The following is a 21859-nucleotide window of genomic DNA, read 5'->3' as shown; positions in this document are numbered from 1 at the left end:
ACGCGGGTGGTTACCTGCCGGGTAATCGTCCCGGCGCGGCGGCGCCGCCAGGATGGCGTTCGTCCGCCCCACCACGAGGCGGCGGCGTCAAGCCAGGAGGATTCGCCATGCCCACAGCCACATCCGCGACGACCCGGGCGGTGGTGGAGGAACTGTTGCGCCGGATCGGTGCGGGAGACCCCGAGGGCGTGGCCGAGCTGTACGCCGAGCGGGTGGACTGGAAGGTGAACTGGCCGCAGGCCGAGCACGGGCGCGCCGCCACCCCGTGGATCCGCCACCGTTCCACCCGCGCCGACGCCGCCGCCCACTTCCGGCAGCTCGCCGAGCACCACGTGCCCGACCAGGCGGGCACCGAGATCGAGCGGATCCTCGTCGACGGCGACGAGGCGGTGGTGCTCGGTGAGATCCGCCAGACGGCCCGGTCGACCGGCCGCGCCTACCGCGCCCGGTTCGCCCTGCACCTCACGGTCGAGCACGGCCTCGTCACCCGGCACCACGTGTACGAGGACAGCCTCGCCGTCGTCCAGGCGTTCGATGCCGAGCGGCACGGACAATGAGGGCGCCCGGCCGATGAGCCGCCCACGGCCGCTCGCGAGGCCGCCGGCGTGCGGAGCCGGACGGACCGGCTCAGGCGTCCCCGCCCCCGTGACGTTCCGGCGTGGCCGGCCACCCTGTAAACTCCCTGTCGGCGAAGGGGAGTAGTCCTGCGACATCGCTGGTCGACACACTGGACATCCCAGGATGTCCCGGCCACCGAGCCACCGCGCTGACGCGCGGGGCGGACGAGACCTTCGGCAAGGCATGACCTGCCCGCACCACCATGCGGGCTGTACCGTCGTGCCGGGCCGAGTGGTTCGTCCGTCGCCTCCCAGGGCGTCGCCGAGGTTCGCGGCCCGGCCCCAGTGGAAGGCGCCCCCGGGCATGACATTCGATCCTCTGGCGTTCATCACCGCCTTCGGGCTGATCTTTCTCGCCGAGCTCCCTGACAAGACGATGTTCGCCTCGCTGGCCATGGGTACGCGCATGCGCCCGCTGTACGTGTGGTTCGGCACCTCCACCGCGTTCATCGTGCACGTCACGATCGCGGTGGGCGCCGGCAGCCTCCTCGGCCTGCTGCCGGCCATGGCCGTCAAGCTCGTCTCGGCGGCGCTCTTCGCGTTCGGCGCCGTCGTCCTGTTCCGCTCGGGTGACGACGAGGAGGACGACGACCGGGCGGGCGGGAGGATCACCCGTTTCTGGCCCGCCTACGCCGCCGCCTTCACGGCCGTCTTCGTCAGCGAATGGGGCGACCTGACGCAGATCACCACCGCCAACCTCGCCTCCACCAACCCATGGCTGCCCACCGCGGTCGGGGCGGCGGCCGCCCTGATGTCGGTGTCGGCCCTGGCGCTGCTGGCGGGCCGTTTCATCGCCAAGAAGGTTCCGCTGAAGACCGTCCAGCGCATCGGCGGCCTGTGCATGGCGGGCCTGGCGATCTGGACCCTCATCGAGGCGTTCAGCTGATCACGGAACCGCCCCCGAGGAGAGCGGCCGTGGCGTCCCCCTGTGCGTGGCGCCGGCACTGGGCGGCAGGTGCCGACGACCGAACGCCGGCCGCCGCCACAGGGACCGGGCACTCGAAGATCTACGCCGCTGGTGCCCGGTCGGGCGACGCGGTTCACCAGTGCGCTCCCGGGTAGACGAGGCACGGCACGTGGCGCCTGGGCAGGAGGGGGTTGCAATGGCAGACGCGTTCGCTGACCGAGTGGTCGTGGTCACGGGGGCCAGCGGCGGAGTCGGTCGTGCGACCGCACGGCTGTTCGGAACGCGGCGCGCCCGCGTCGCGCTGCTGGCCCGCGGCGAGACCGGCCTGCAGGCGGCGGCGGAGGAGGTGCGCGACGCGGGCGGCCGGCCGCTGCCGCTCACGGTGGACATGGCGGACTTCGACCAGGTCGACCGGGCGGCCGACAGGATCGAACGGGAACTCGGCCCGATCGACGTCTGGGTGAACGTCGCGTTCAGTTCGGTCTTCGCCGAGTTCTGGGACATCGAGCCCGAGGAGTTCCGCCGGGCCACGGAGGTCACCTATCTGGGCTTCGTGCACGGCACGAGGGCCGCGTTGGACCGGATGCGGCCGCGCGGCCGCGGAGTGATCGTGCAGACGGGGTCGGCGCTGGCCAAACGGGGCATTCCCCTGCAGTCGGCCTACTGCGGAGCCAAACACGCCATCCAGGGGTTCTACGAGTCGCTGCGCTGCGAACTGATGCACGACAGGTCGGGCGTCCAGATGACCATGGTGCATCTGCCGGCGGTCAACTCTCCGCAGTTCAGCTGGCTGCTGTCCCGGCTGCCGCGGCACGCGCAGCCGGTGCCGCCGATCTACCAGCCGGAGGTGGCCGCCCGGGCGCTTGTCTACGCGGCCGAGCACCCCCGGCGCCGCGAATACTGGGTCGGAGCCAGCACGGTGGGGACCCTGCTGGCCAACCGGCTGGTTCCCGGGCTGCTGGACCGCTACCTGGCCCGCACGGGATACGACTCCCAGCAGACCGGGGAGCCCCGCGATCCCGACCAGCCGGCGAACCTGTGGGAGCCGGCGGACGGCAAGGACGGAAAGGACTTCGGCGCCCACGGCGTCTTCGACGCTCGCGCGCATCAGCGGAGCCCGCAGACATGGGCAGCCCAGCACCGCCTGGCACTGGGGGCGGCGGGAGGCGCCCTGGCGGCGGCGGCAGGAGTCTGTTGGTGGAGGCGCTGATCTCGGCCCCGCTTCCATCCTCCGGACCGGCCGCCTTGCACGACGTCCTGCCCGTGCCGTCATCGGCCTCCTGAGGGGTCTTCGCCGGGCGCCTCCGGCCGGGGGCCGGGCACGCTGGGATCCGGACGGGGCGCGGCCAGGCGGGTCGGCTGAAGACGGCCCCGGACGACGACCTCGCCCGCACCCTCCCAGCGGGATGCCTCGTCCGGCCCGGCGGCGTCCAGCGCGGTCCCGGACGCCAGCACGCGGCCCGGGGTCTTCTTGGCCAGCTCGGTGAGCCGGGCGGCCTCGTTCACCGGGTCGCCGATGACGGTGTACTCGAACCGCTTCTCCGCGCCGATGTGCCCGGCCACGGCCGGCCCGGCCGACACGCCGACGGCGGCCGTGACCTGCGGCACCTCGGCGGCCAGGCGGGACGCCAGCTCGCGCGCGGCGGCCAGGGCGCGTCCGGTCGCGTCCGGCAGGTCCAGCGGCGCGCCGAAGATCGCCAGCGCGGCGTCGCCCTCGAACTTGTTGATCCAGCCGCCGTGCCGGTTGACGACCTCGACGACCACCGCGAAGAACTCGTTGAGCAGCGCGACGACCTCCCCGGGCGGGCGGGTCGCGGCCAGCCGGGTGGACCCGACGAGGTCCACGAAGATCACCGCCACGTCGCGGACCTCCCCGCCCAGCGTCACGCCGCGTTCCAGGGCCAGCCGCGCGACGTCCTCGCCGACCTGCCAGCCGAACAGGTCCCGCAGCCGCTGACGCTCGCGCAGCCCGGCGACCATCTGGTTGAACCCGGCCTGGAGCCGCCCGATCTCGCTGCCGTCGTAGACGGGCACCTCGGTGAGCAGGTTCTGCCGTTCCACCTGGGCCATGGCCAGACGCACCGAACCGATCGGGTCGGCCATCGCGCGGGCCGCCAGGTAGGTGACGGCGAGCCCGACGGCCAGGGCGGCGCCGCCCAGCGCGACCATCGTCCAGCTGAGCTGGCGGCTCGACACGTCCGCGACGGTCAGCGACGCCACGCTCATGAACACGATCCCCAGCACCGGCACCGCCGTGCCCAGGCCCCAGGCGAGCACCGACCGGGTGACGACGCCCGGCACGCGCGACCCGGCCGGGACGCGGGTGGTCAGCGCGATCGCCGCCGCCGGGCGGAACAGCCGCTCCGACACCAGATAGACGATCATGCAGGTGGCCAGCCCGCCGAGCAGCACGGTCAGGCCGAGCTTGAGCGCCATGAGCGGCGAGAACACCAGGTTGATCCCCGCCCACCCGACGGCCGCGACGCCCCACAGCACCCCGTGGACCTTCATGAGCAGCAGCGGCGCCCGCAGCACCAGCCGCTGCTCGGCCTCGGTGAGCGGCCGCTCGGTGCCGAACAGCCGCCGCATCGGCCGGAACACCCGCAGCCCCACGACCACGCCCACGGCGATCGCGGTGGTCGTGTAACCGAAGAACAGGGCGACGTTGGCGCGCTGGAGCGGCTGATGGCCACGGATCTCCACGGGATCCGGCAGCACGACCGTCGCCAGCACGAGCACCACCAGCGAGCCCACCGCGTTCGCCAGGACCGCGCTGACGCTCACCAGCCGCCGGATCCGGCGCTCGACGGCCGCGCGCGGCGCCCGGGGTGGTCCGTCGATGAACCGCGCCAGCCTTTGCCGTATCTGCTCCATACGCCGGGACTGTACGCATGCACTCCCGGCCGCCACCCCTCCGGTACCGAGAAGACGATCCGTCCGCGCGGCCCGCCGGACGCGAGGCGGGACCGGGGCGCAACGGTTGCCCGTCCGGCGCCAGCCCACCCGCCACGGCGGCGGGCGCCGCCTCGGGAACGCGTCACCAGGCCCATCGGCAGAGTGCGAGGTTGACGTCGCCGATGAACACCATGGCGGCGCCCCGGGGGCGACGGCCGGTGCCGCCGCGCGCCCGGGCGCCGGGGGACAGGTCAGTGGTGGTACTGGTGGACGACGGCGTGGCCCTTGCCCCTGCCGATCATCCACTTGTTGATCGGCGTGGTCAGCAGGAAGGCCACCACCAGGGAGAAGGCCAGCGAACCCCAGAACAGGAAACTGTCCAGGCCCGCGTCCATCGCACCGGGCACGGCGAGCATGACGCCGTTGTCCAGGATCTCCATCACGGCGATCGACACCGTGTCGGCGGCCAGGGCGACGCCCAGCGCCGCCCTGAGGCCCACCCCGGCGCGCAGGACCCCGCGCATGGTCAGCGCGTATCCGAAGACGAACGCCAAGGCGACGGCGAGCACCACCGTGGCCAGGCCGTGCAGCCCGAGGGCGGTGCCGATCACCATGCCCAGCACCTCGCCGATCGCGCATCCGGTCAGGCAGTGCGCCGTGGCCTGGGCCGCCATTCCCCAGCTCGCCGGCCCGCCGTGGCCATCACCTCCGTGGTCACCGTGGTGGTGGCCGCCGTGGTTCTCGCCCTCGCCATGGTGGGGCATGTGCCGCTCAGGTGTCGTCATCACAAACCTTCATTTCGTAGGGGGACGGGCCGACGCGCCCTTCTGCAGGGAGACGTCGTGGCCACGCATGCCGTGACAGATTTTCGGGATCAGATGGTCACGGAGAGCCGCTCACGGGCGGCGATGGCCTTACGCAACCGGATCATCTCCTTGGGGAGGTCGACCGCGACCGCCCCCACGAGGACTCCCTCCCGGGTGAACGCGAGGGCGAACTTGCCCTCGTCGATGTCGCCGGAGACGAGGCCGCTCTCGTTCGCCAACCGCGGGAAGCCGGCCCACTGTACCCGCGTACCGTGCACCCGCGTCCCGAGCGTGGGGACGGCCTCGAACCTCTCCGCCTCCCCGACGCCACGCAGTAGGTTGCGGGCGGCGACGGCGCCCTGCTCGTTGGCGTTCGCCCAGTGCTCGACGCGCACCAGCTCGCCGTCGAACAGGCCGTGCGGCCAGCGGGCGACGTCCCCCGCCGCGACGACGCCGGAAACGCCCTCGGCGAACAGCTCCGCGCCGGTGACCACGCCGTCGTCGACCCGGACGCCGCTGCCGTCCAGCCACTCGGTGTTGGGCACCACGCCCATGCCGACGACCACCAGATCGGCCGGAACCGCACGGCCGTCGCTCAGCCGCACCGCGCGCACCCGGCCGCCTTCGCCGGTCAACGCGACCACCCGGACACCCGAGACCAGCTCAACGCCGTGCCTGGCGTGATGCCCGGCCAGCCACCGGCCCGCCTGTCGGCCGATCGCGCCGGCCATGGGAACCCGCCCGGCGTCGACCACGGTGACCTGGCGGCCCTGCGAGCGCAGGGTGGAGGCCACCTCGCCGCCGATGAAGCCGCCACCGATGACGACCACCCGTTCGGCTCCCTCGGCCAGGGCCTCGCGCAGCGCCTTCGCGTCGTCGATCGTGCGTAGTACGTGGACGCCGCGCAGGCTCATCTGCTCGTCGGGAAGGCGGCGGGGGCGCGCGCCCGTGGCGATCACCAGCCCGTCGTAGGGCAGTTCGGTGCCGTCGTCCAGCCCGACCGTCCGGGCGCGGGTGTCCAGTCGCACGGCACGGCGCCCACCGAGCCAGCGGACGTCGAGGTCATCGCCGCCCGGCAGCGCGACGTCATCGTCTCCCGTCAGCACGCTCTTGGACAGCGGCGGCCGGTTGTAGGGCAGGTGCGGCTCGGCGCCGACCAGGCTGATCTCGCCGCTGTACCCCTCCTCCCTCAGGGTCTTCACGGCCCGCAGACCCGCCAGCGACGCCCCGGCGACCACGACGCGTTCGATCGTTCCCATCTCCACTCCTTCCGGACGACGGTCGACATCATACGGTACCCCCCTAAGGTATATCGCCCCTCGGATGACCGCTTGCCCCACCGGAGTACCGGGAACCAAGTCACCGGCTCCCAACGACCGAGGCGCGACGTCGTCAGATCGTTCACCCGAGTCCGAAGCGTCTCGACGCCGACGCGGGTCGCCCCAGGGCTGACGCCGGGCCGGCGTCCGCCAAACGGATCCAGCGTCACGCCGCCCGCCAGACCTTCCATGGACGTCCGGGGAGCAGGCGTTCGTGGACAGTGGCCTCGTCAAGGAGATGCGGCTGCTGCTGACCCAGGTCGGTGGCCGCGCCCGCCGCGCAGACGGAGGAGGCCGTCAAACGGGCCGCGAAGGAGTCAAAACGCCACCCAACCCGGCGAGCACTATTCGACATCTGCCTCGACGCCGCAGCCGACCTCACCACACCGACGAACTGACCCGACAGTCCGCTGACCGGCCTGCGTACCAACATCGGTTCGTCCACGAGGAGGACGATTGGCAGGCCACCAAACTGCAGTGGAGTCGCCAGGTCGGACAGGGGCAACGCGCAACCTGAAATTGACAGCGGGGAATCTTGTTGCCATTGCACCAGAAAAGCTATTGATGTCACCGCCGGTGTGGCGTTTATCCGGGAGGTCTCCTTCCCTTCCTCGCCTGCTGGCGAAGAATTCTCCCGCGTGTGGTCGGGCGCGGCTGACTGCGATCGGTGAGGCGTCGGACCCGGTGGCGCGTCCGCTGGAGTCGGTCGACCCGCTGACGGCGCCGTCACATCTGAGCTGGAGCGACGGCGCGCTGAGCGCGCCGCGGGTAGCTGCCGGTGGTGCGGGACATCCGCGCAGGGCGGCTGTGCGGATGGCTGCAGCGATTGCGTAATCCGCGGCACCGCTCTCTCTATTTGGTTATTCCGGAATGGGGGAACCCCTAGTGTCGCTCGATCGGTCGCCGTCCCTTATCGAACCACCCTGACAGAGAAATGACGGGCGCTCGTCGACATGCCGCTGCTCGCCTTAATTCGGTGTGAACGGTCGGCGCGAATACCGCACGAACATCAACTATTCGGACATTGATAACTGAATGTCCGGTTCTGGTTCCGGGGCCGCTCTTACCGTCCGCACCTGTGACAAACAACCTTTTGCCGCACACGCTGTGGCGCACTGCGAGCCGGGCCGTGGCCGCGCTCGGCGCGGTGGTGCTCGGGGCGGGCGCGCTGTCCGCCGCCGCCGGCCCCTCGTCCGCCGCCCCGGCGGGCGAGAAAGTGATCGTCTCCGAGGACTTCTCCGGTAGCGCCCTGCCCGAAGGCTGGCGGGTGGTCGACGGGACCTGGAAGGTCCAGGACGGCAGGCTCGTCGGGACGGCCACCAGCGGCAACAACAAGATCACCTTTGGTCGGCACCTGGACGACTTCAGGTTCGAGGCGACCGTCCGCTTCGAGAAGGTCGCCGAGCCGACCAGGTGGGAGGCGTTCGGTCTCGACGTCCCCGCCGACGGTGCCCGTCCGTGGTGGATCGCCACCATGCGCAGCGGCAGCACCGCGAGCAACGGCCTGGAGTTCGCCCAGATGACGACGGCGGGCTCCTGGAACGTCACCGACACCGCCGCCGCGCCCTACGCCGCCGGCACCGGCCGCGACATCAAGGTGTCCATCGAGGTGCACGGCAACCAGGCGCGCTGGTTCTTCGACGGGCAGCAGATGATGCGCACCACGAGCCTGGTGCGCTCGGCCGACGGCGTTCAGGCGCTGTTCGTCAACGGCTCGACCGTCTCGTTCGACGACGTCAAGATCACCGAACTGCCCGGCAACGGATACCTGCGCCCGGCCGGCAGCCCCGTCACGGTGATCGCCCATCGCGGCGCCTCCTCGGCCGCGCCGGAGAACACGCTCGTCGCCCAGGAGATCGGCCGGCGCGCGGGCGCCGACTTCATCGAGAACGACGTGCAGCCCAGCAAGGACGGCGTGCCGTTCGTCCTGCACGACGGGACGGTGGACCGGACCACCGACGGCACCGGCTCCATCCGCAACCTCACCTCCGCCCAGCTCAAGGCGCTCGACGCGGGCTCGTGGTTCTCACCCCACTACACCGGCGTGCGGATGCCCACGCTCGCCGAGCAGCTCGCCGACCTGCGCACCCGCGGCGGCGACCTGCTGCTGGAGATCAAGGGCGCGCACACCCGGGACCAGGTCGCGAAGATCGTCCAGGTGATCCGCGAGCAGAACATGACCAAACGGGTCTTCGTGCAGAGCTTCGAGGTGGAGGCGCTCAAGTACACCTACGAACTGGCTCCGGAGCTTCCCCTCGGACTGCTGCGCAGCAGCCTCGACGCCGACCCGGTGGCGATCGCCAAGGAGCTCCACCTGACCGCCTACAACCCCAGCAGCGGCCCGCTGCTGGCCAGGCCCGGTGTCGTCGCCGACCTGCACAATGCCGGCGTCGCGGTCATGCCCTGGACTGTCGACTCCGCCGCCACCTGGAAGAGCCTGGACGCCCTCGGCGTCGACGGGATCATCACCAACCGGCCCGCCGAACTGGCCGGCTGGAACAACGCCATGCTGCACGGCGCGCGGCCCAAGCCGACCGTCGACATCGCCTCACCCGCGAACGGCACCACCCTCGACCGCGCCCAGCGGCCGGTTGTCGGCGTCGCCGCCGCCAACGCCGACAATGTCCAGGTCAAGCTGGACGGCGCCCCCGTAGCCCCCGGCAAGCCCCTCGACCTGACCGGCCTCAGCGTCGGCGAGCACACCCTGCGCGTAAAGGCGACCAGCCCCAAGGGCACCGCCGTGGCGACGTCCACCTTCACCGTCGCCGCCACGCCCGCCGGTCTCGGCCACCTCATCATCACCTCCGGTGCCGACCAGGGCGCGGTGTCGGCGCTGACGAGCAAGCTGGCCGCCGGACGCTACGACCAGGTCGCCCAGTACGCCACAGCCCAGTCCGGCAAACACATTCCGGCCAGGTATGCCACCGTGATCGCCGCCGACGCGCTCGCCCTCCGCTCCCAGCAGTCCTGACCCCTCCCCGGGGCCTGGCCGTCACGGCGGCCAGGCCCCCGGCCCTTCCCACAGCAGGACGACCTCCACGCCAGCGACGACGAAGACGTCCCATCCATTCGGCGAACATCCCGGACCGGCAGAGGCCGCCTTCGGGCAGGACCGCCCCAGGCTGAGCAGCGTCAGGCATCCAGTCACAGGCGGCCGGAGCAGCGAGCCACGCCGGCCATCGTCCCCGCGCACGGCCCCTTCCACGGAGGCGCGCCGACCAGCCGGGCAACCAGTCATCTAGCCACGGACCCGCGCGGCGGGCACCGATCGACAGCCTCGACCATCCAAGGACGGCCGCCGCGCTGGCCACGCTACGCGCCCGTGCCCCCGGCGTGACGGTGTCGCTGACCGAAGCCGAGCCGCCCGGCGCGGGTCCAGGTCGGCGAGCTACGGCACAGGTGAAAGATGTCCAGACCCGGCAGAACGGGCCGGGGAGACGGGAGAAGCCGCCGGTGGCGGCCACCACCCCACCTGCAGCCCGCCGCCGCTTGAGGCCTGGACCGGTCATGGCGTCGCGGTCGAGCAGGGCGATGCCGATGAGCAGCGGCGGGTCGCAGCGGTGTGGCGCGACGGCCATGGCCGCCGCGCCACTGTGCGGGTTCGCGCGTGCTGAGGTCAGCCCACGCTGCGGGAGAGCGTCGGGCAGACCCGGTCGCGTGCAGCCGCCGCCGGGAGAGGGACGGGCGTCACCGCACCGTTACGTTGGAGCTCCCGCTGCTCTGGTATCCCTCGGTGGCCATGATCATGTAGTCGTGGTTGCCCAGGTTCATCCCGTAGCGCGCCCACGCGTCGAAGTGGTTGCCCGAGGTTATGGTTCCGCCCGTCCGCCTCGACTGCCGGACGCTCCAGTACTGCGGGAAGGTCCTCGTGCCCTCGATGGAGGGGGCGTTGTAGCGCATCGTCTGGTAGATGTCGTACGTACCGCCGTCGCTGGTGATCGTGCCCTTGTACGTCCCGGTGGGCCGCCAGCTGCCCCAGTTGTCGACGATGTAGTACTCCACGAGCGGGTTCCTCGTCCACCCGTAGAGGGTCAGATATGAGTTGCCGGACGGGTTGAAGCTGCCCGAGTAGTTCACCGTCCTGCGCCCGCCGGGGTTCCAGCCCTTACCGGCGACGAAGTTCCCCGTGTTGCGCCACGAGGTGCTGTAGTTGCCGCCGGACCCCAGTTCCATGGAGACCGTTCCCTGGCTGTCGGTCCAGAACGAATAGAAGTAGCCGTTGTTCCAGCCCGTCTGGTTGGTGGTGATGGCGGCGTGGGCGGTGCCGGGCAGGAGCGTTGTGGCCGCGACCATCGCCACGGCGCTGGCACCGCTGACGAGCAGCCTGGCGCGGGCGCGTCTGCGGCTCTTCGGGTGCGCGGGGGCCTTGATCATGTGCGCGCTTCCTCCTCGTGGAACCTGGCAGCGAAGCCAGGCGGCGTTGTACGACCAGACGAGGCGGCCGGTGGCCCGAGTACGGCCGCGCGTCGGCGTCGCACAACGCGGCGGGGTTGCCGGTTGTCGTGCGGTCAACGACCGGAGGGGAGGACCAAAGGGGGGCGGGTGACCCGGATCGACAGTGATTGACACCTGTCGATGGCGACAGTGTTCATCCGACTCCACCGAGTGTCAACGATTCCCGTACGCTCGCGCGCACTTTCTCGGTCAGGGATCTCACGCAAAAGCATTGCCCCTGGTCACCGACCATTCCCAGCCGATCGAACAACGATGATGCGATGAAAACTTCCATAGCCCGTGCGGATCACGCCGCGCGGAGCGAAGGGAGACCGAAATCAAACCCGCCCCGCCGCGCCGGACGCCGACAAGCCTCCATATCGTCCCTAGGTCACCCGCGGCGCCCCCACGCCCCCCGTCCGCGCTTCATCCCTGGCCAGCCGTAACCACCGCCCGCGCCCACCGGTTGCGTTTCGTCCCATACCCGGAGGCATCGCACGATGGCGCCTGCGCTCTCGGGCGCGGGATCAGCGCGCGGCCGGCCTGCGAGGGGGCTACCGCACCGGTGCGCTCGCCACAACTTTCGCCGTGTCAAGACTGTGCACGGGCCGGGTCGCGGGCCGTGCTTCAGCTGGCCTGTGGGGCGAATCGCGGACGGGGGTTGCGGGCGGTGCCCGGGTGCCCCAGGGACGAACACGGAGAGAGGTTGCGGGCAGTGCGTTCTGCTGGCTTGCGGGCGAATGCGGACGGATGTCGCGCGCGGTGCCCCGGCTGCCTGGCAAATACGGACTGGGCTTGCGGGTGGTGCCTGCGGTTGACTGGGGCAAACGCGGATCGGGGTTGTGGGCGGTGATTTCGGCTGGCTCGGGGGCGTACGCGGGCAGAGGTCGTGGGCGGTGCCCCGGATGCCTGGGGGCGAATCGTGGGGGCAGGCGCTTCGTGCGGCGTCAGTGTCAGCGGCGCTAGCCGCGAGCCTGGCGTCAGCATCGCGTCGGTGGTGCCGCATTGCAACGGCCACCTTTCGAACGCCGCCTCCCCGCGCGGCAGTCAGCCCGGTGGTGCGTGCGGTTGAGTCGGGGTGAAACGCGGGCGGGGTTGTGGGCGGTGCCCGCGGCTGGGGCGGAGGCGAGTCGCGGGCCCGGGGGCAGGCGCTTCGTGCAGCGCTAGTGCCAATGGCGCCGACGGCGACTCTGGTGCCAGCATCTGTTGGGGTGAAGGTGGACGCGGTTGCGTCGGTGCACTTGGGTGCAACTGCGGCGAGGTGGCGGGTGTGTGGGGCGGTCGAGTTTGTGTTGCCACGCTGAGCCTGCTGTTGGCTGCGTGTGGCCAGCGGGCCGCGCTGGCGGCGGTGTGCTGTGGCGGCGTGGTGTTGCTGGCGACGAGGCGTCGAGCGGGGGCGAGGTGTTCCCGCGCGGTTTCTTCTGTGGGGATTGTTGTTGATTCGCCCTGGTTCGTCAGATCATCCGTGGGACACGACCACGGAAGGATCCCACGGCATGCGTACACGGCCGGTTTACGACATTGCCGCGCTGCTGGCCCGCCTGGGGGTCGGCGCCGTCTTCCTCGCCCACGGCTGGCAGAAGATCGAGGTGGGCATCACCGCCACCGGCAGGTCGTTCGACCAGTTGGGGGTGCCGGCGCCCACGGCAGCCGCCATCTACGCCACCTTCGCCGAGCTGCTGGGTGGCCTCGCACTCATCGCGGGCCTGGGACTTCCGGTCGCCGGAACCGTCCTCTTCCTCGACATGGCGGGCGCCTTCGTCTTCATACATGCCGGCAACGGCCTGTTCCTGGTGGATGACGGCAAGGTCGCGAACGGCTTCGAACTGGTCCTGGTGCTGGGGCTGGCGAGCCTGCTGTTCGCGGCGGGGGCAGGCGGTCGGCTGACGCTGGACCGCCGCCTGTTCCCGTCGCGGGCCGACCGGTCAGAGCAGGAGGCCTGGCCGCCGCCGGAGGACCCCTCGGTTCCCTGGCCGCCGCCGGACGAACCCGAGGCTCTTGAGGCGGGCCCGGCTCGCTCCGGCGGTACGGCCGAGGAGGGGGCGGCCCGCACGACCCGGCCCGACATCCCGGTCGAGTCGACACGGCGGCGCGGTGCGGTGGGCCGGAGCGGCGGTGACCTCGCGGCGAGCCGGACCGACTCGGCCGACGCCGCCGACGTGCCTGTGGGGCCAGCCGCCGAATCGAAAGGCGGCAGACGCCGACGGAAAACGAAGGCCGACCGCGAGGGAAGCACCGCTTCGACGCCGGACGTACCGGACGAGAGGGCTCCCAGAACCAGCGGCGGGGGCTCGGCCGTGCCGGCGGGAGAACCGCCCGCTGAGGGCAGCCCCGGCGCACCCCGGCTGGCGGCCGACATCATCAACGATGTCGGCGGGGATGTGCGTGTGGCCGGCAAACGCAAGCCCCCGAAACCCTGAGCCGCCGCCGGCGGGCGGGGAAACTCTGTCGGCGGTGGGGACTTCACCGGCGGATGGCCGCCGGCCGGGCGGACGTCAGGGCGTTGGGGTGAGGCGGACGGGAAGGGCGGACAGCCGCCAGGCGCCGGGCATGGGGATGCGCTCCAAGTCTTCCGGGGGGACCGCCAGGCACAGATCGGGATAGCGGTCGAAGAGTGCGGCGAAGGCGACCTCGGCCTCCTGGCGGGCGAGGGCGGCGCCGAGGCAGTAGTGCAGGCCGTGACCGAATCCGAGGTGGGTTTCGCGGCGGCCGTCCGGTTGCCGGGTGATGTCGAGCCGGTGCGGGTCGTCGAAGCGGCGCGGGTCGAAGTTGGCCGAGACGAGGCTGGCCATCACCGGCGACCCCTTCCGCAGCTTCCTGCCGCCGATCTCGACGTCCTCGGCGGCGTACCGGAACCGGGCGCCCTGGACGGGCCCGCACCAGCGCATCAGCTCGTGCACGGCGCGCGGCAGCAACGCGGCCGGGTCGGTGCGCAGCAGTTCGAGCTGGTCGGGATGGGTCAGCAGCGCCACCGTGCCGTTGCCGATCAGGTGGGCGGTGGTCTCGTGCCCGGCCAGCACGATGGTCAGCACCATGGTGACCAGTTCGAACTCGCTGAGGACGGCGCCGTCCTCGTCGTGGACGCCGATCAGCGCGGTCAGCAGGTCGTCGGCGGGCTCGTCCCGGCGGCGTGCGACGAGCGCCTCGACGTGGTCGACGATGCCGCGGATCGCCGCGGTGAAGTGCTCGGTCTCGTGCGATCTCATCAGGGCGCGGCTCCACCCGAGCCACCGCCCGCGATCCTCCTCGGGGATGCCGACCAGCTCGCAGATGACCGTGATCGGCAGCGGATAGGCGAAGTGCTCGAGGAGGTCCACCGCCCCGTCCCGCGGGGACGCCCGCTCGGGAAGCCGGTCGAGCAACTGCCCGGTGATCTCCCTGACCCGGGGCAGCAACGCGGCGACGCGGCGCGCGGTGAACGCGCGCGAGACGAGCCGGCGGAGCCTGAGGTGCTCGTCGCCGTCGGCGTCCAGCACGCTCCGCAGCAGATACGGCGCGTACTCGTCGTCGATGCCCATCTTCCGGAAGATCTCCGTGCGCGGGTCCTGGATCCGCATGCCCGGCACGTTGCCCGGGTTGTTGACGAACCTGCGGTCGCTCAGCACCAGCCGGACGTCCGCGTATCGCGTGACGATCCACAGGGACGACCCCCGGTCGCCGTAGACGACCTGCGCCATCGGCGACTGCTCGCGCAGCCGCGAGTAGCCGTGGAACGGGTCGCGCAGCAGTTCGGGATCCATCAGATCGACGGTGACAGGGGCAGTCATCCCGATCCCTCCACAAATACCGGAATATGGGGGACTTTGCTGACTTTCGTTTCTCGTGGTGCGTGGAAGTCCCAGCAGATTGCAGCATCGATCGATCCGGTCGGCAAGCCGGTCCCGGCTGTCCGCTCTGTCGATATCGCTACGTATGGGATATTTCCCGGTGTTGATCTACGAACCCTTGACCTTTCTTTTGGGGCGCCAAGAGCATCGTCTTGCTTAACTCTATGCGGCGGCAAGATTGCTAGACGTAATCTTTCCCGGTTGGTTGGAGAACGCGCAGAAGTCCCGCGGTGCCCGGCTCCGGATGTTCGCGGAGCCGGAGCCGCCCGACGAGGGGAAGCTGAATGGGACGACTCAAGGGCACCGGGCCGAAACCGCCGAGCGACCTGACCACCCACCGGGCGATCGAAACGGTCCGCCAGATCCAGCATCTGATGCTGCTGTGCTCGCTGCTGCCGCCGGACGGCAGGCTCCAGGAAGTGCTCCGGCTCGCTCTCTCGCTCCATGAGGAACCGCTGCTGGCGCGGGTCACGCCGGTGACGGACCTGCACCCCCAGGCCACCAAGGAATGGCTCGAATCCTTCTGGATCCGGGACGGAATCTCCGCCGAGGAAGAGGAGCTGATCGCCTGGCAGAACGACAAATCCAACATGGACGCCGCCATAGCCGAAATCAGGAATGCCGAACGGCAGCTCGGCATTCGGCTGGCGACTGAACTGGTCGAGTAGCCCGGCAGGGTTCATCACAGCAAAGGAGAAAGGCGATGTCACCGAGCACCGTACTGCGTCACGCCGCCGCGGACGCGGAGGTCCGTGCCGAGGTACTGGCGACTCCCGAGGCGTTCGGGGTGTCCGCCGGCACCGTTCCCGTGTCCGTGGAGCCGCTGGACGAGGAGGCCCTCGGCTTCTGGACCGAGGGCGTGGCCGCCGTCGAGGTCTACGCCTGCGCCACGAGCTGCAGCGCGGGTCCGTTCACGATCGTCTGCGACGGCGGCACCAAGTAGCCGCCGATGTGACGAGCAGCCGGTGGGCCGACGCGGTCGGCCCACCGGCCCGTCCGGACCGACAGAGCGAGGAACCCCGGAGTGACCCCACCCTTCCCCCTGGACATCGCGGCCCGCGCCGCGAACCTTTCCGAACAGTCCCAGGTCGTCTCCGCCCTGGGGGCGGCCGACGGAGCGCCGCCGCTGACGGAGTTCGACCGGTGGCGGATCGGCCGGCTGGCGGACAGGCTCGCCGGGCGCTTCCACAAGGAGAGCACGCGGCGGCCGGGAGCGGCGCGGCACACCCGAGACTCCCTCACCGAGCTCCTGACCGAGTACCGCCGGCACGAGCTGACGCTCACCGGCTGCGACGACGACCTCGGCCGAGTCCTCACGGACCTGCAGCGTGAATGGCTGCCGACGTACGAGGCGGCGCTGCGGGGGCTGGAGCGGGCCGGCGACCGGGCGGCGGAGGAGAGCTGGCGCGGGTTCGACACCTACTACGGGCGGCTCGCCATCGCCTGCGAGCCGTTCCTGACCGAGCTGGGCCGGCGGCTGGGCGGGGCGCTGGCGGAGGAGCCCGGCCGCCCGGCCCTCGTCATCGACCCGCAGGTGGTCGACGACTTCCAGGCCCACCTGCTCGGCCGCTTCGAACTGGCGCTCGCCTGGGCGGTGGAGGCCGACGCCAAGGCGTACTGCGCCCTGCACGGCATCGACCCGGAACACGCGACCCAAGAGGACTACCTCGCCTACCTCGACAAGACGTTCGCCGACACGGCGTCCTACCACCGCTTCTTCCTGGAGTTCCCGGTTCTCGGACGGTGGCTGGCCCACGTCACCGAACTGCTCGCCGGCCACGGCCGAGAGATGATCGCCCGGCTGCGCGCCGACGCCGGCGCCGTGGCCGAGGCGTTCTTCGGGCGGCCGATCACCAGGGTGCGCACCGTGCGCCTGGGCCGCTCCGACATGCACGCCGGCGCCCGCAGCGTGGCGATCGTGGACGTCACGCTGGCGGACGGCGCCGAGGAGTCGTTCGTCTACAAGCCGCGCTGCATCCGGGGCGAGGCCGCGCTGCAGGAGCTGCTGGCCCGGCTGCGCGACGAGGACGTCCTCGGCTACGCGCCCCGGGCGGTGCTGCCCAGGGACGGGTACGGCTACGAGGCGCTGATCCCGTCCGGGCGCAACCGGGTCGAGACGCGTGCGCAGGCCGAGCACGTGTACGCCGAGCTCGGCGGCTACCTGGCGATCTTCTACATCCTCGGCGGGGGCGACCTGCACTTCGAGAACGTCCTGGTCGCCGATGGTCACGCGTTCATCTGCGACTGCGAGACCGTGCTCGGCGCCCTGCCCAAGGGGCAGCCGCGGCCGTCCGGCACGCTGATGGACTCGGTGTTCAAGACCGGTCTGATCGAATGGCCCACGGCGGCGTCCGCGGACGACACGGGCATCAGGCTCAGTGGCTACTCCGGCGGCGCCTCCTACCAGCTGCCGATGCCGGTACCGCAGGTCAACGACCGCCGGATCTCCTTCGCGGCGGCCGTGACGCACCGCACGGGCGTGCGGGTCGAGCCGGGAGCGCCCAACCGCGTCTTCGTCGGCGACGAGCTGACCCGCGCCGAGGACTTCACCGACGCGATCAGGGCCGGCTTCGACCGCGTGTACCGGTGGTTCCAGGAGGCGCCCGAGCGTGCCATCGAGTGCGTGACCGGCCTGTTCGCCGGAACGCGCGTGCGCTTCATCAACTGGAGCACGCAGGTCTACGCGCAACTGCTGGTGGCCGCGCGCCACCCCAAGTGCCTGATGGAACCGCTCGAGGTCGACCTGCTCGTCAACACGGTGCGCACGTTCCCGCGCAACTGGGACGCCGACGGCGTGCTGCCGCCCTGGGAGCTGGCGTCGATGTGGCGGCTGGACGTGCCGATGTTCACCGTGGACGCGGGCGGCGACCGGCTCGTCCACGACCACCGCGACGAGGTCGCGGCCACGCTGGCGGCGACCCCGCTCGACCACGCCGCCGCGCGGATCCGGCGGCTGTCGGCGCGCAACCGGGCCCAGCAGGACCAGTACATCGCCGCGGGCCTGTCCGGCGGCGACGTCACGAGCCCCGACTTCGCGGCCACCTGCGTCGAGCAGGCGAGCGCCGTCGGGCTGCGGCTGTGCCGGATGCTGCGCGAGCCCGGCCGTGCGCCCTGGACCTCCTACGTCATCACCGGCGACGGCAAGGCCGAGATCGACATCGAGGGCGATCTGTACACCGGGTCGGCCGGCATCGCGTTCTTCCTCGCCCACCTCAACGAGGCGGACCCGCGGCCGGAGTTCCGCCGGGCCGCCGAGCGTGCCCTCGCGCACGCCCTCGACACCCGCGAACGCGGCCGCATCGGCGCCTTCGCCGGGCTCGGCGGGCTGATCTACGTCCTCACGCACCTGCACCACCTGTGGGACGACCGCGCGCTGCTCGACCGTGCCGTCCAGCTCTGCGACGAGGCCGCCGAGCTGATCGAGCAGGATCGGCACTTCGACGTCTTCCACGGTGTCGCCGGGCTCATCCCGGTGCTGCTCGGGCTCGCCGACGCCACCGGAGGCCACGGCCTGGACCACGCGCACCGATGCGCCGCGCACCTGCTGCGCCATGCGCAGGCCGACGGCGACACCCTTTCCTGGCCCAACCCCGACCCGGACACGGTGGCGGCCAACCTGACCGGCCTGTCCCACGGCGCCGGCGGCATCGGCTGGGCGCTGATCATGCTGGGGTGCCGGGACGACCGCGCCGGCTACGTCGACGCCGGTCGGCGCGCCTTCGCCTACGAGGCCCGCCACTTCGACCAGGACGAACAGGACTGGTACGACCTGAGGCGCATCGCGGGCGGCCGGTTCCGCAACGGGCGCCACTACGCCAACGCCTGGTGCAACGGCGCAGCCGGCATCGGCATGACCCGCATCCACAGCTGGGCCCTGCTCGGCAAGGACGACGACACCATGCTCCACGAGGCCCGCCAGGCGCTCACCGCCACGATGCGCGGCTTCCCGCGCCTGATGAACGACTCGCTCTGCCACGGCCGTTCGGGCAACGCCGAGTTGTTCCTGCGTTTCGCCGAGCTGAGCGACGAACCCGCCTTCCGGATGGAGGCCAACGTCCAGGCCCAGGCCCAGTGGCGGAACCTGGAGGACGCGCGGCCGGGCCCGGAGTCGGGATTCTTCCCCGGCCTGATGCTGGGCCTGGCGGGTTTCGGAATGCACTTCCTGCGTCTGGCCCGGCCCGAGAGCACCCCGTCGGCCCTGCTCCTCGACCCGCCGGGCCCGCCCAGCCCATCCAAGGAGTGAACACGATGTCCGTTGAGTCCTGCACCCGGTTCCTGCGCCTTGCCGTAGAGGACCCGCAGGTCCGGCAGCAGATGAAGGCCCTGACCGGGGTCGCGGAGGTGATCCGGCTCGCCCGTGCCGGCGGCTACGACTTCACCGTCCGCGACCTGATGGTGGCGTCCTCTCAGGCCGGCCATGGGGACGCGCCGGAGGCCACGCAGACGCCGAAGGCCGGAGAGTCCTCCCAGGCCGCGGAACGTGCGAAGCCGCGGGCGGGCGAGGTCTACCACCACGAGTACGACATGAGCGAGCTCCCCGGGTTCGCCGAGATCATCGACGAGCTGCCGCGGCTCAAGATCAAACCGTCCACGGTCGACCTGGCCCGTTTCCACGACGCGTTCCGTGAGGAGGACCTGCGCTCCACCTCGCTGGCGCCGTCCAGCCCCGCCTACCGGGCCTGGCGCGACCGGGCCGCCGCCGAGAGCACCGACACCACCGGGGACACCAGGCGCGACTTCCACCTGGTCAACCTTGACGAGCACGTCGCCCACCCCGGCTACGACGGCTATCTGGCGGCCAAGACCCGCGTCGTGGCCGCGCTGGAGAAGGTCTTCGGCGACGACGTCCGGTTCTCGGGCAGCATGTGGTATCCGCCGTCCTCCTACCGGCTCTGGCACACCAACGAGGACCAGCCGGGCTGGCGCATGTACATCGTCGACTTCGACGGGGACTTCGCCGACCCGGGGCACACGTCCTTCTTCCGCTACCAGAACCCCGCCACCGGACAGCTGGTCACCCTACGGGAACGTCCCCGGATGGTGCGGTTCTTCAAGATCGAACAGGAGCCGGACCGGTTGCTGTGGCACTGCATCGTCAACCCGACCGAGCGCCACCGGTGGAGCTTCGGGTTCGTCGTGCCGGAGCACTGGGCCGAGCGTCTGGCGGAACGGTCGTGAGCCTGCGGCCGGGCCCGGCGCCGGCGTCCGCCCGAACCGGGCCCGCCGTCCCGGCGATCAAGGCGGTCGGTCTGCGCAAGCGGTATGCGGACATCACCGCGGTCGACGGGATCGACCTGACCGTGGCCCCGGGTGAGAGCTTCGGGTTCCTCGGCCCCAACGGCGCGGGCAAGACAACGACGATCGCGATGCTCTGCACGCTCTCCGTGCCCACGTCGGGCCGGATCGAGATCGCCGGCCACGACACCCGCACCGACCCCGCCGGCGCCCGCCGCAGCCTCGGCCTGGTCTTCCAGGAGACCACCCTGGACGGCGACCTCACCGCCGCCGAGAACCTGCGCTTCCACGCCGACCTGTACGACGTTCCCGTGGCCGAGGTGCCCGCCCGCATCGAGCAGACCCTGGCCCTCGTCGGGCTGACCGGCCACCGCGACCGGCTCGTGCGCACCTACTCCGGCGGCATGCGGCGGCGGCTGGAGATCGCCCGCGCGCTGCTGCACCGTCCCCAGGTCCTCTTCCTGGACGAGCCCACCATCGGCCTGGACCCGCAGGCGCGCGCCCAGGTCTGGCGGTACCTGCGGCAGGTCTGCCGCAGCGAGCGGGTCACGCTGTTCCTGACCACGCACTACCTGGACGAGGCCGACCAGTGCGACCGCATCGCGATCATCGACGAGGGGCGCATCGTCACCGAGGGAAGTCCCGGCGAGCTGAAGTCGGTCCTCGGCGCCGACCGGATCGATCTGCGCACCGCCGACGACGCGGCGGCGGCGCGGCTGCTGCGCGACCGGCTCGGCCTGGCCGCGACCGCCGGGCCGCGCGGGTTGTCGCTGCGCGCCACCGACAGCACGCGGGTCCTGCGGCAGGTCTTCACCGAACTGGACATCCTCGTCTATGAGGCGAAGGTCGTCCCGCCCAGCCTCGATGACGTGTTCCTCCACCACACCGGGCACCGGATCCGCGACGGCGTCCCCGCCGAACCCGACAGCCCGCCACCCGACCCCGGGCATCCGGCCGGGGAGCCGCCGTCCGTCACGCCGCCACCGGCCGTTCCCGTTCCCCGGGGCCTGCGCGCGGAACTGCGCGCCCTGCGCATGATCTGGCGGCGCGAACTGCTGCACTTCGCCCGCGACCGCACCGGAACCGCCGTCTCGCTGTTGCAGCCGCTGCTCTTCCTGTTCGTCTTCGGAGCCGGCGTGGCCGGTCTCCTGCCCGCGTCCGGCGGACCCGCCTACCAGCTCTTCCTGTTCTCCGGCATCCTGATCATGGCGGCGCAGGGCCCGGCCGTCTCCGTCGGGTCCTCGGTGCTGTGGGAGCGCCAGAACGGCTTCCTCCGCGAGATGCTCGTCAGCCCTGTCCGGCGCGGCACGCTGCTGATGGGCAAGTGCCTGGGCGGGACCACCGTCGCCACCTGCCAGGCGGCGATCCTCCTCACCGCCGCCACCCCGATCGGCATCCCCTTCGACGTCGGCCTGTATGCGCTGCTCCTGATCGAGCTCGCGCTGACCACGCTCGCCATGACGGCCTTCGGAGTGCTGGCGGCCACCCTGGTCGGCCGGCCGCAGACCTTCGGGACCGCACTGACCGTGGTCATGGCGCCGCTGATCTTCCTGTCCGGCGCGATGTTCCCGCTCGCCGCCATGCCCACCTGGATGGCGACGCTCGCACTGGTCAACCCGCTCAGCTATGCGGTCGACGGCATGCGCCGCACCGTCGCGGCCTATCTGCCCGACCCGCCGGCTCAGCTTTTCCAGCAGCTGACCTGGGGGCACTGGCAGCCCCCGATCCTCGCCGAATGGGGACTCATCACCGCCGGTGCCCTGCTCGGCCTGCTCCTGGCCGCCCGCCGTTTCTCCCGCACCACCTGATCTCAGCCGTC

The 21859-nt window shown here is 71.4% G+C and carries 14 protein-coding genes and 1 pseudogene; 10 read left to right on the top strand and 5 right to left on the bottom strand.

Going from position 1 to position 21859, the window contains the following annotated elements; translation table 11 throughout:
• Nucleotides 1–107 precede the first annotated feature (107 nt).
• The 3 genes from ABD811_RS02555 (at nucleotide 108) to ABD811_RS02545 (ending at nucleotide 2734) form a co-directional block, all read left to right on the top strand.
• Nucleotides 108–557: a nuclear transport factor 2 family protein gene (locus ABD811_RS02555; protein WP_344940004.1), complete on the top strand. Its 450-nt coding sequence runs from the start codon at nucleotides 108–110 to the stop codon at nucleotides 555–557.
• 364 nt (nucleotides 558–921) lie between these two features.
• On the top strand, nucleotides 922–1503 hold the full coding sequence (locus tag ABD811_RS02550) for a TMEM165/GDT1 family protein (RefSeq protein ID WP_344940001.1): 582 nt from the start codon (nucleotides 922–924) through the stop codon (nucleotides 1501–1503).
• Between the two features lie 217 nt (nucleotides 1504–1720).
• Nucleotides 1721–2734: an SDR family oxidoreductase gene (locus ABD811_RS02545; RefSeq protein WP_344939998.1), complete on the top strand. Its 1014-nt coding sequence runs from the start codon at nucleotides 1721–1723 to the stop codon at nucleotides 2732–2734.
• Between the two features lie 59 nt (nucleotides 2735–2793).
• Here ABD811_RS02545 and ABD811_RS02540 read toward each other — a convergent pair whose 3' ends face one another.
• The 3 genes from ABD811_RS02540 to ABD811_RS02530 form a co-directional block, all read right to left on the bottom strand.
• Entirely contained in the window at nucleotides 2794–4398 is a 1605-nt protein-coding gene (locus tag ABD811_RS02540) for an adenylate/guanylate cyclase domain-containing protein (RefSeq protein WP_344939995.1), read from the bottom strand.
• Nucleotides 4399–4670: 272 nt separating this feature from the next.
• A complete protein-coding gene (locus ABD811_RS02535; protein WP_344939993.1) occupies nucleotides 4671–5204 on the bottom strand; it encodes a DUF4396 domain-containing protein in 534 nt (177 codons plus the stop codon).
• Nucleotides 5205–5293: 89 nt separating this feature from the next.
• Nucleotides 5294–6484, bottom strand: a complete 1191-nt coding sequence (locus ABD811_RS02530; RefSeq protein WP_344939990.1) for an NAD(P)/FAD-dependent oxidoreductase — start codon at nucleotides 6482–6484, stop codon at nucleotides 5294–5296.
• 1138 nt (nucleotides 6485–7622) lie between these two features.
• Between ABD811_RS02530 and ABD811_RS02525 the strand changes: the two genes are divergently transcribed.
• Complete coding sequence (locus tag ABD811_RS02525) at nucleotides 7623–9515, top strand: glycerophosphodiester phosphodiesterase family protein (protein WP_344939987.1); 1893 nt, start codon at nucleotides 7623–7625, stop codon at nucleotides 9513–9515.
• Between the two features lie 722 nt (nucleotides 9516–10237).
• Here ABD811_RS02525 and ABD811_RS02520 read toward each other — a convergent pair.
• Nucleotides 10238–10918: pseudogene (locus tag ABD811_RS02520) on the bottom strand (glycoside hydrolase family 11 protein); the annotation flags it as partial.
• Nucleotides 10919–12474: 1556 nt separating this feature from the next.
• Between ABD811_RS02520 and ABD811_RS02515 the strand changes: the two are divergent.
• Entirely contained in the window at nucleotides 12475–13398 is a 924-nt protein-coding gene (locus tag ABD811_RS02515) for a DoxX family protein (protein WP_344939984.1), read from the top strand.
• Between the two features lie 75 nt (nucleotides 13399–13473).
• On the opposite strand, the gene ABD811_RS02510 is transcribed toward ABD811_RS02515, so the two are convergent.
• Nucleotides 13474–14745, bottom strand: a complete 1272-nt coding sequence (locus ABD811_RS02510; protein WP_344939981.1) for a cytochrome P450 family protein — start codon at nucleotides 14743–14745, stop codon at nucleotides 13474–13476.
• Nucleotides 14746–15089: 344 nt separating this feature from the next.
• On the opposite strand from ABD811_RS02510, the gene ABD811_RS02505 reads away from it, so the two are divergent.
• The 5 genes from ABD811_RS02505 (at nucleotide 15090) to ABD811_RS02485 (ending at nucleotide 21848) form a co-directional block, all read left to right on the top strand.
• Nucleotides 15090–15473, top strand: a complete 384-nt coding sequence (locus tag ABD811_RS02505; RefSeq protein ID WP_344939979.1) for a DurN family substrate-assisted peptide maturase — start codon at nucleotides 15090–15092, stop codon at nucleotides 15471–15473.
• Nucleotides 15474–15508: 35 nt separating this feature from the next.
• Nucleotides 15509–15748, top strand: coding sequence for a cinnamycin family lantibiotic (locus ABD811_RS02500; protein ID WP_344939977.1), 240 nt, complete (start codon nucleotides 15509–15511; stop codon nucleotides 15746–15748).
• An 81-nt stretch (nucleotides 15749–15829) separates the two neighbouring features.
• Nucleotides 15830–19048: a type 2 lanthipeptide synthetase LanM family protein gene (locus tag ABD811_RS02495; RefSeq protein WP_344939973.1), complete on the top strand. Its 3219-nt coding sequence runs from the start codon at nucleotides 15830–15832 to the stop codon at nucleotides 19046–19048.
• A gap of 5 nt (nucleotides 19049–19053) precedes the next feature.
• Nucleotides 19054–19983, top strand: a complete 930-nt coding sequence (locus ABD811_RS02490) for a Nif11-like leader peptide family natural product precursor (RefSeq protein WP_344939970.1) — start codon at nucleotides 19054–19056, stop codon at nucleotides 19981–19983.
• A complete protein-coding gene (locus tag ABD811_RS02485; protein ID WP_344939968.1) occupies nucleotides 19980–21848 on the top strand; it encodes an ATP-binding cassette domain-containing protein in 1869 nt (622 codons plus the stop codon). The genes ABD811_RS02490 and ABD811_RS02485 overlap by 4 nt, the downstream gene beginning before the upstream one ends.
• The last annotated feature ends 11 nt before the right edge of the window (nucleotides 21849–21859 follow it).

Source organism: Actinomadura miaoliensis (assembly GCF_039536785.1).
Lineage (GTDB): Bacteria > Actinomycetota > Actinomycetes > Streptosporangiales > Streptosporangiaceae > Spirillospora > Spirillospora miaoliensis.
The sequence above is the reverse complement of the archived record's forward strand: the minus strand, read 5'-3'. Positions and strand labels throughout refer to the sequence as shown.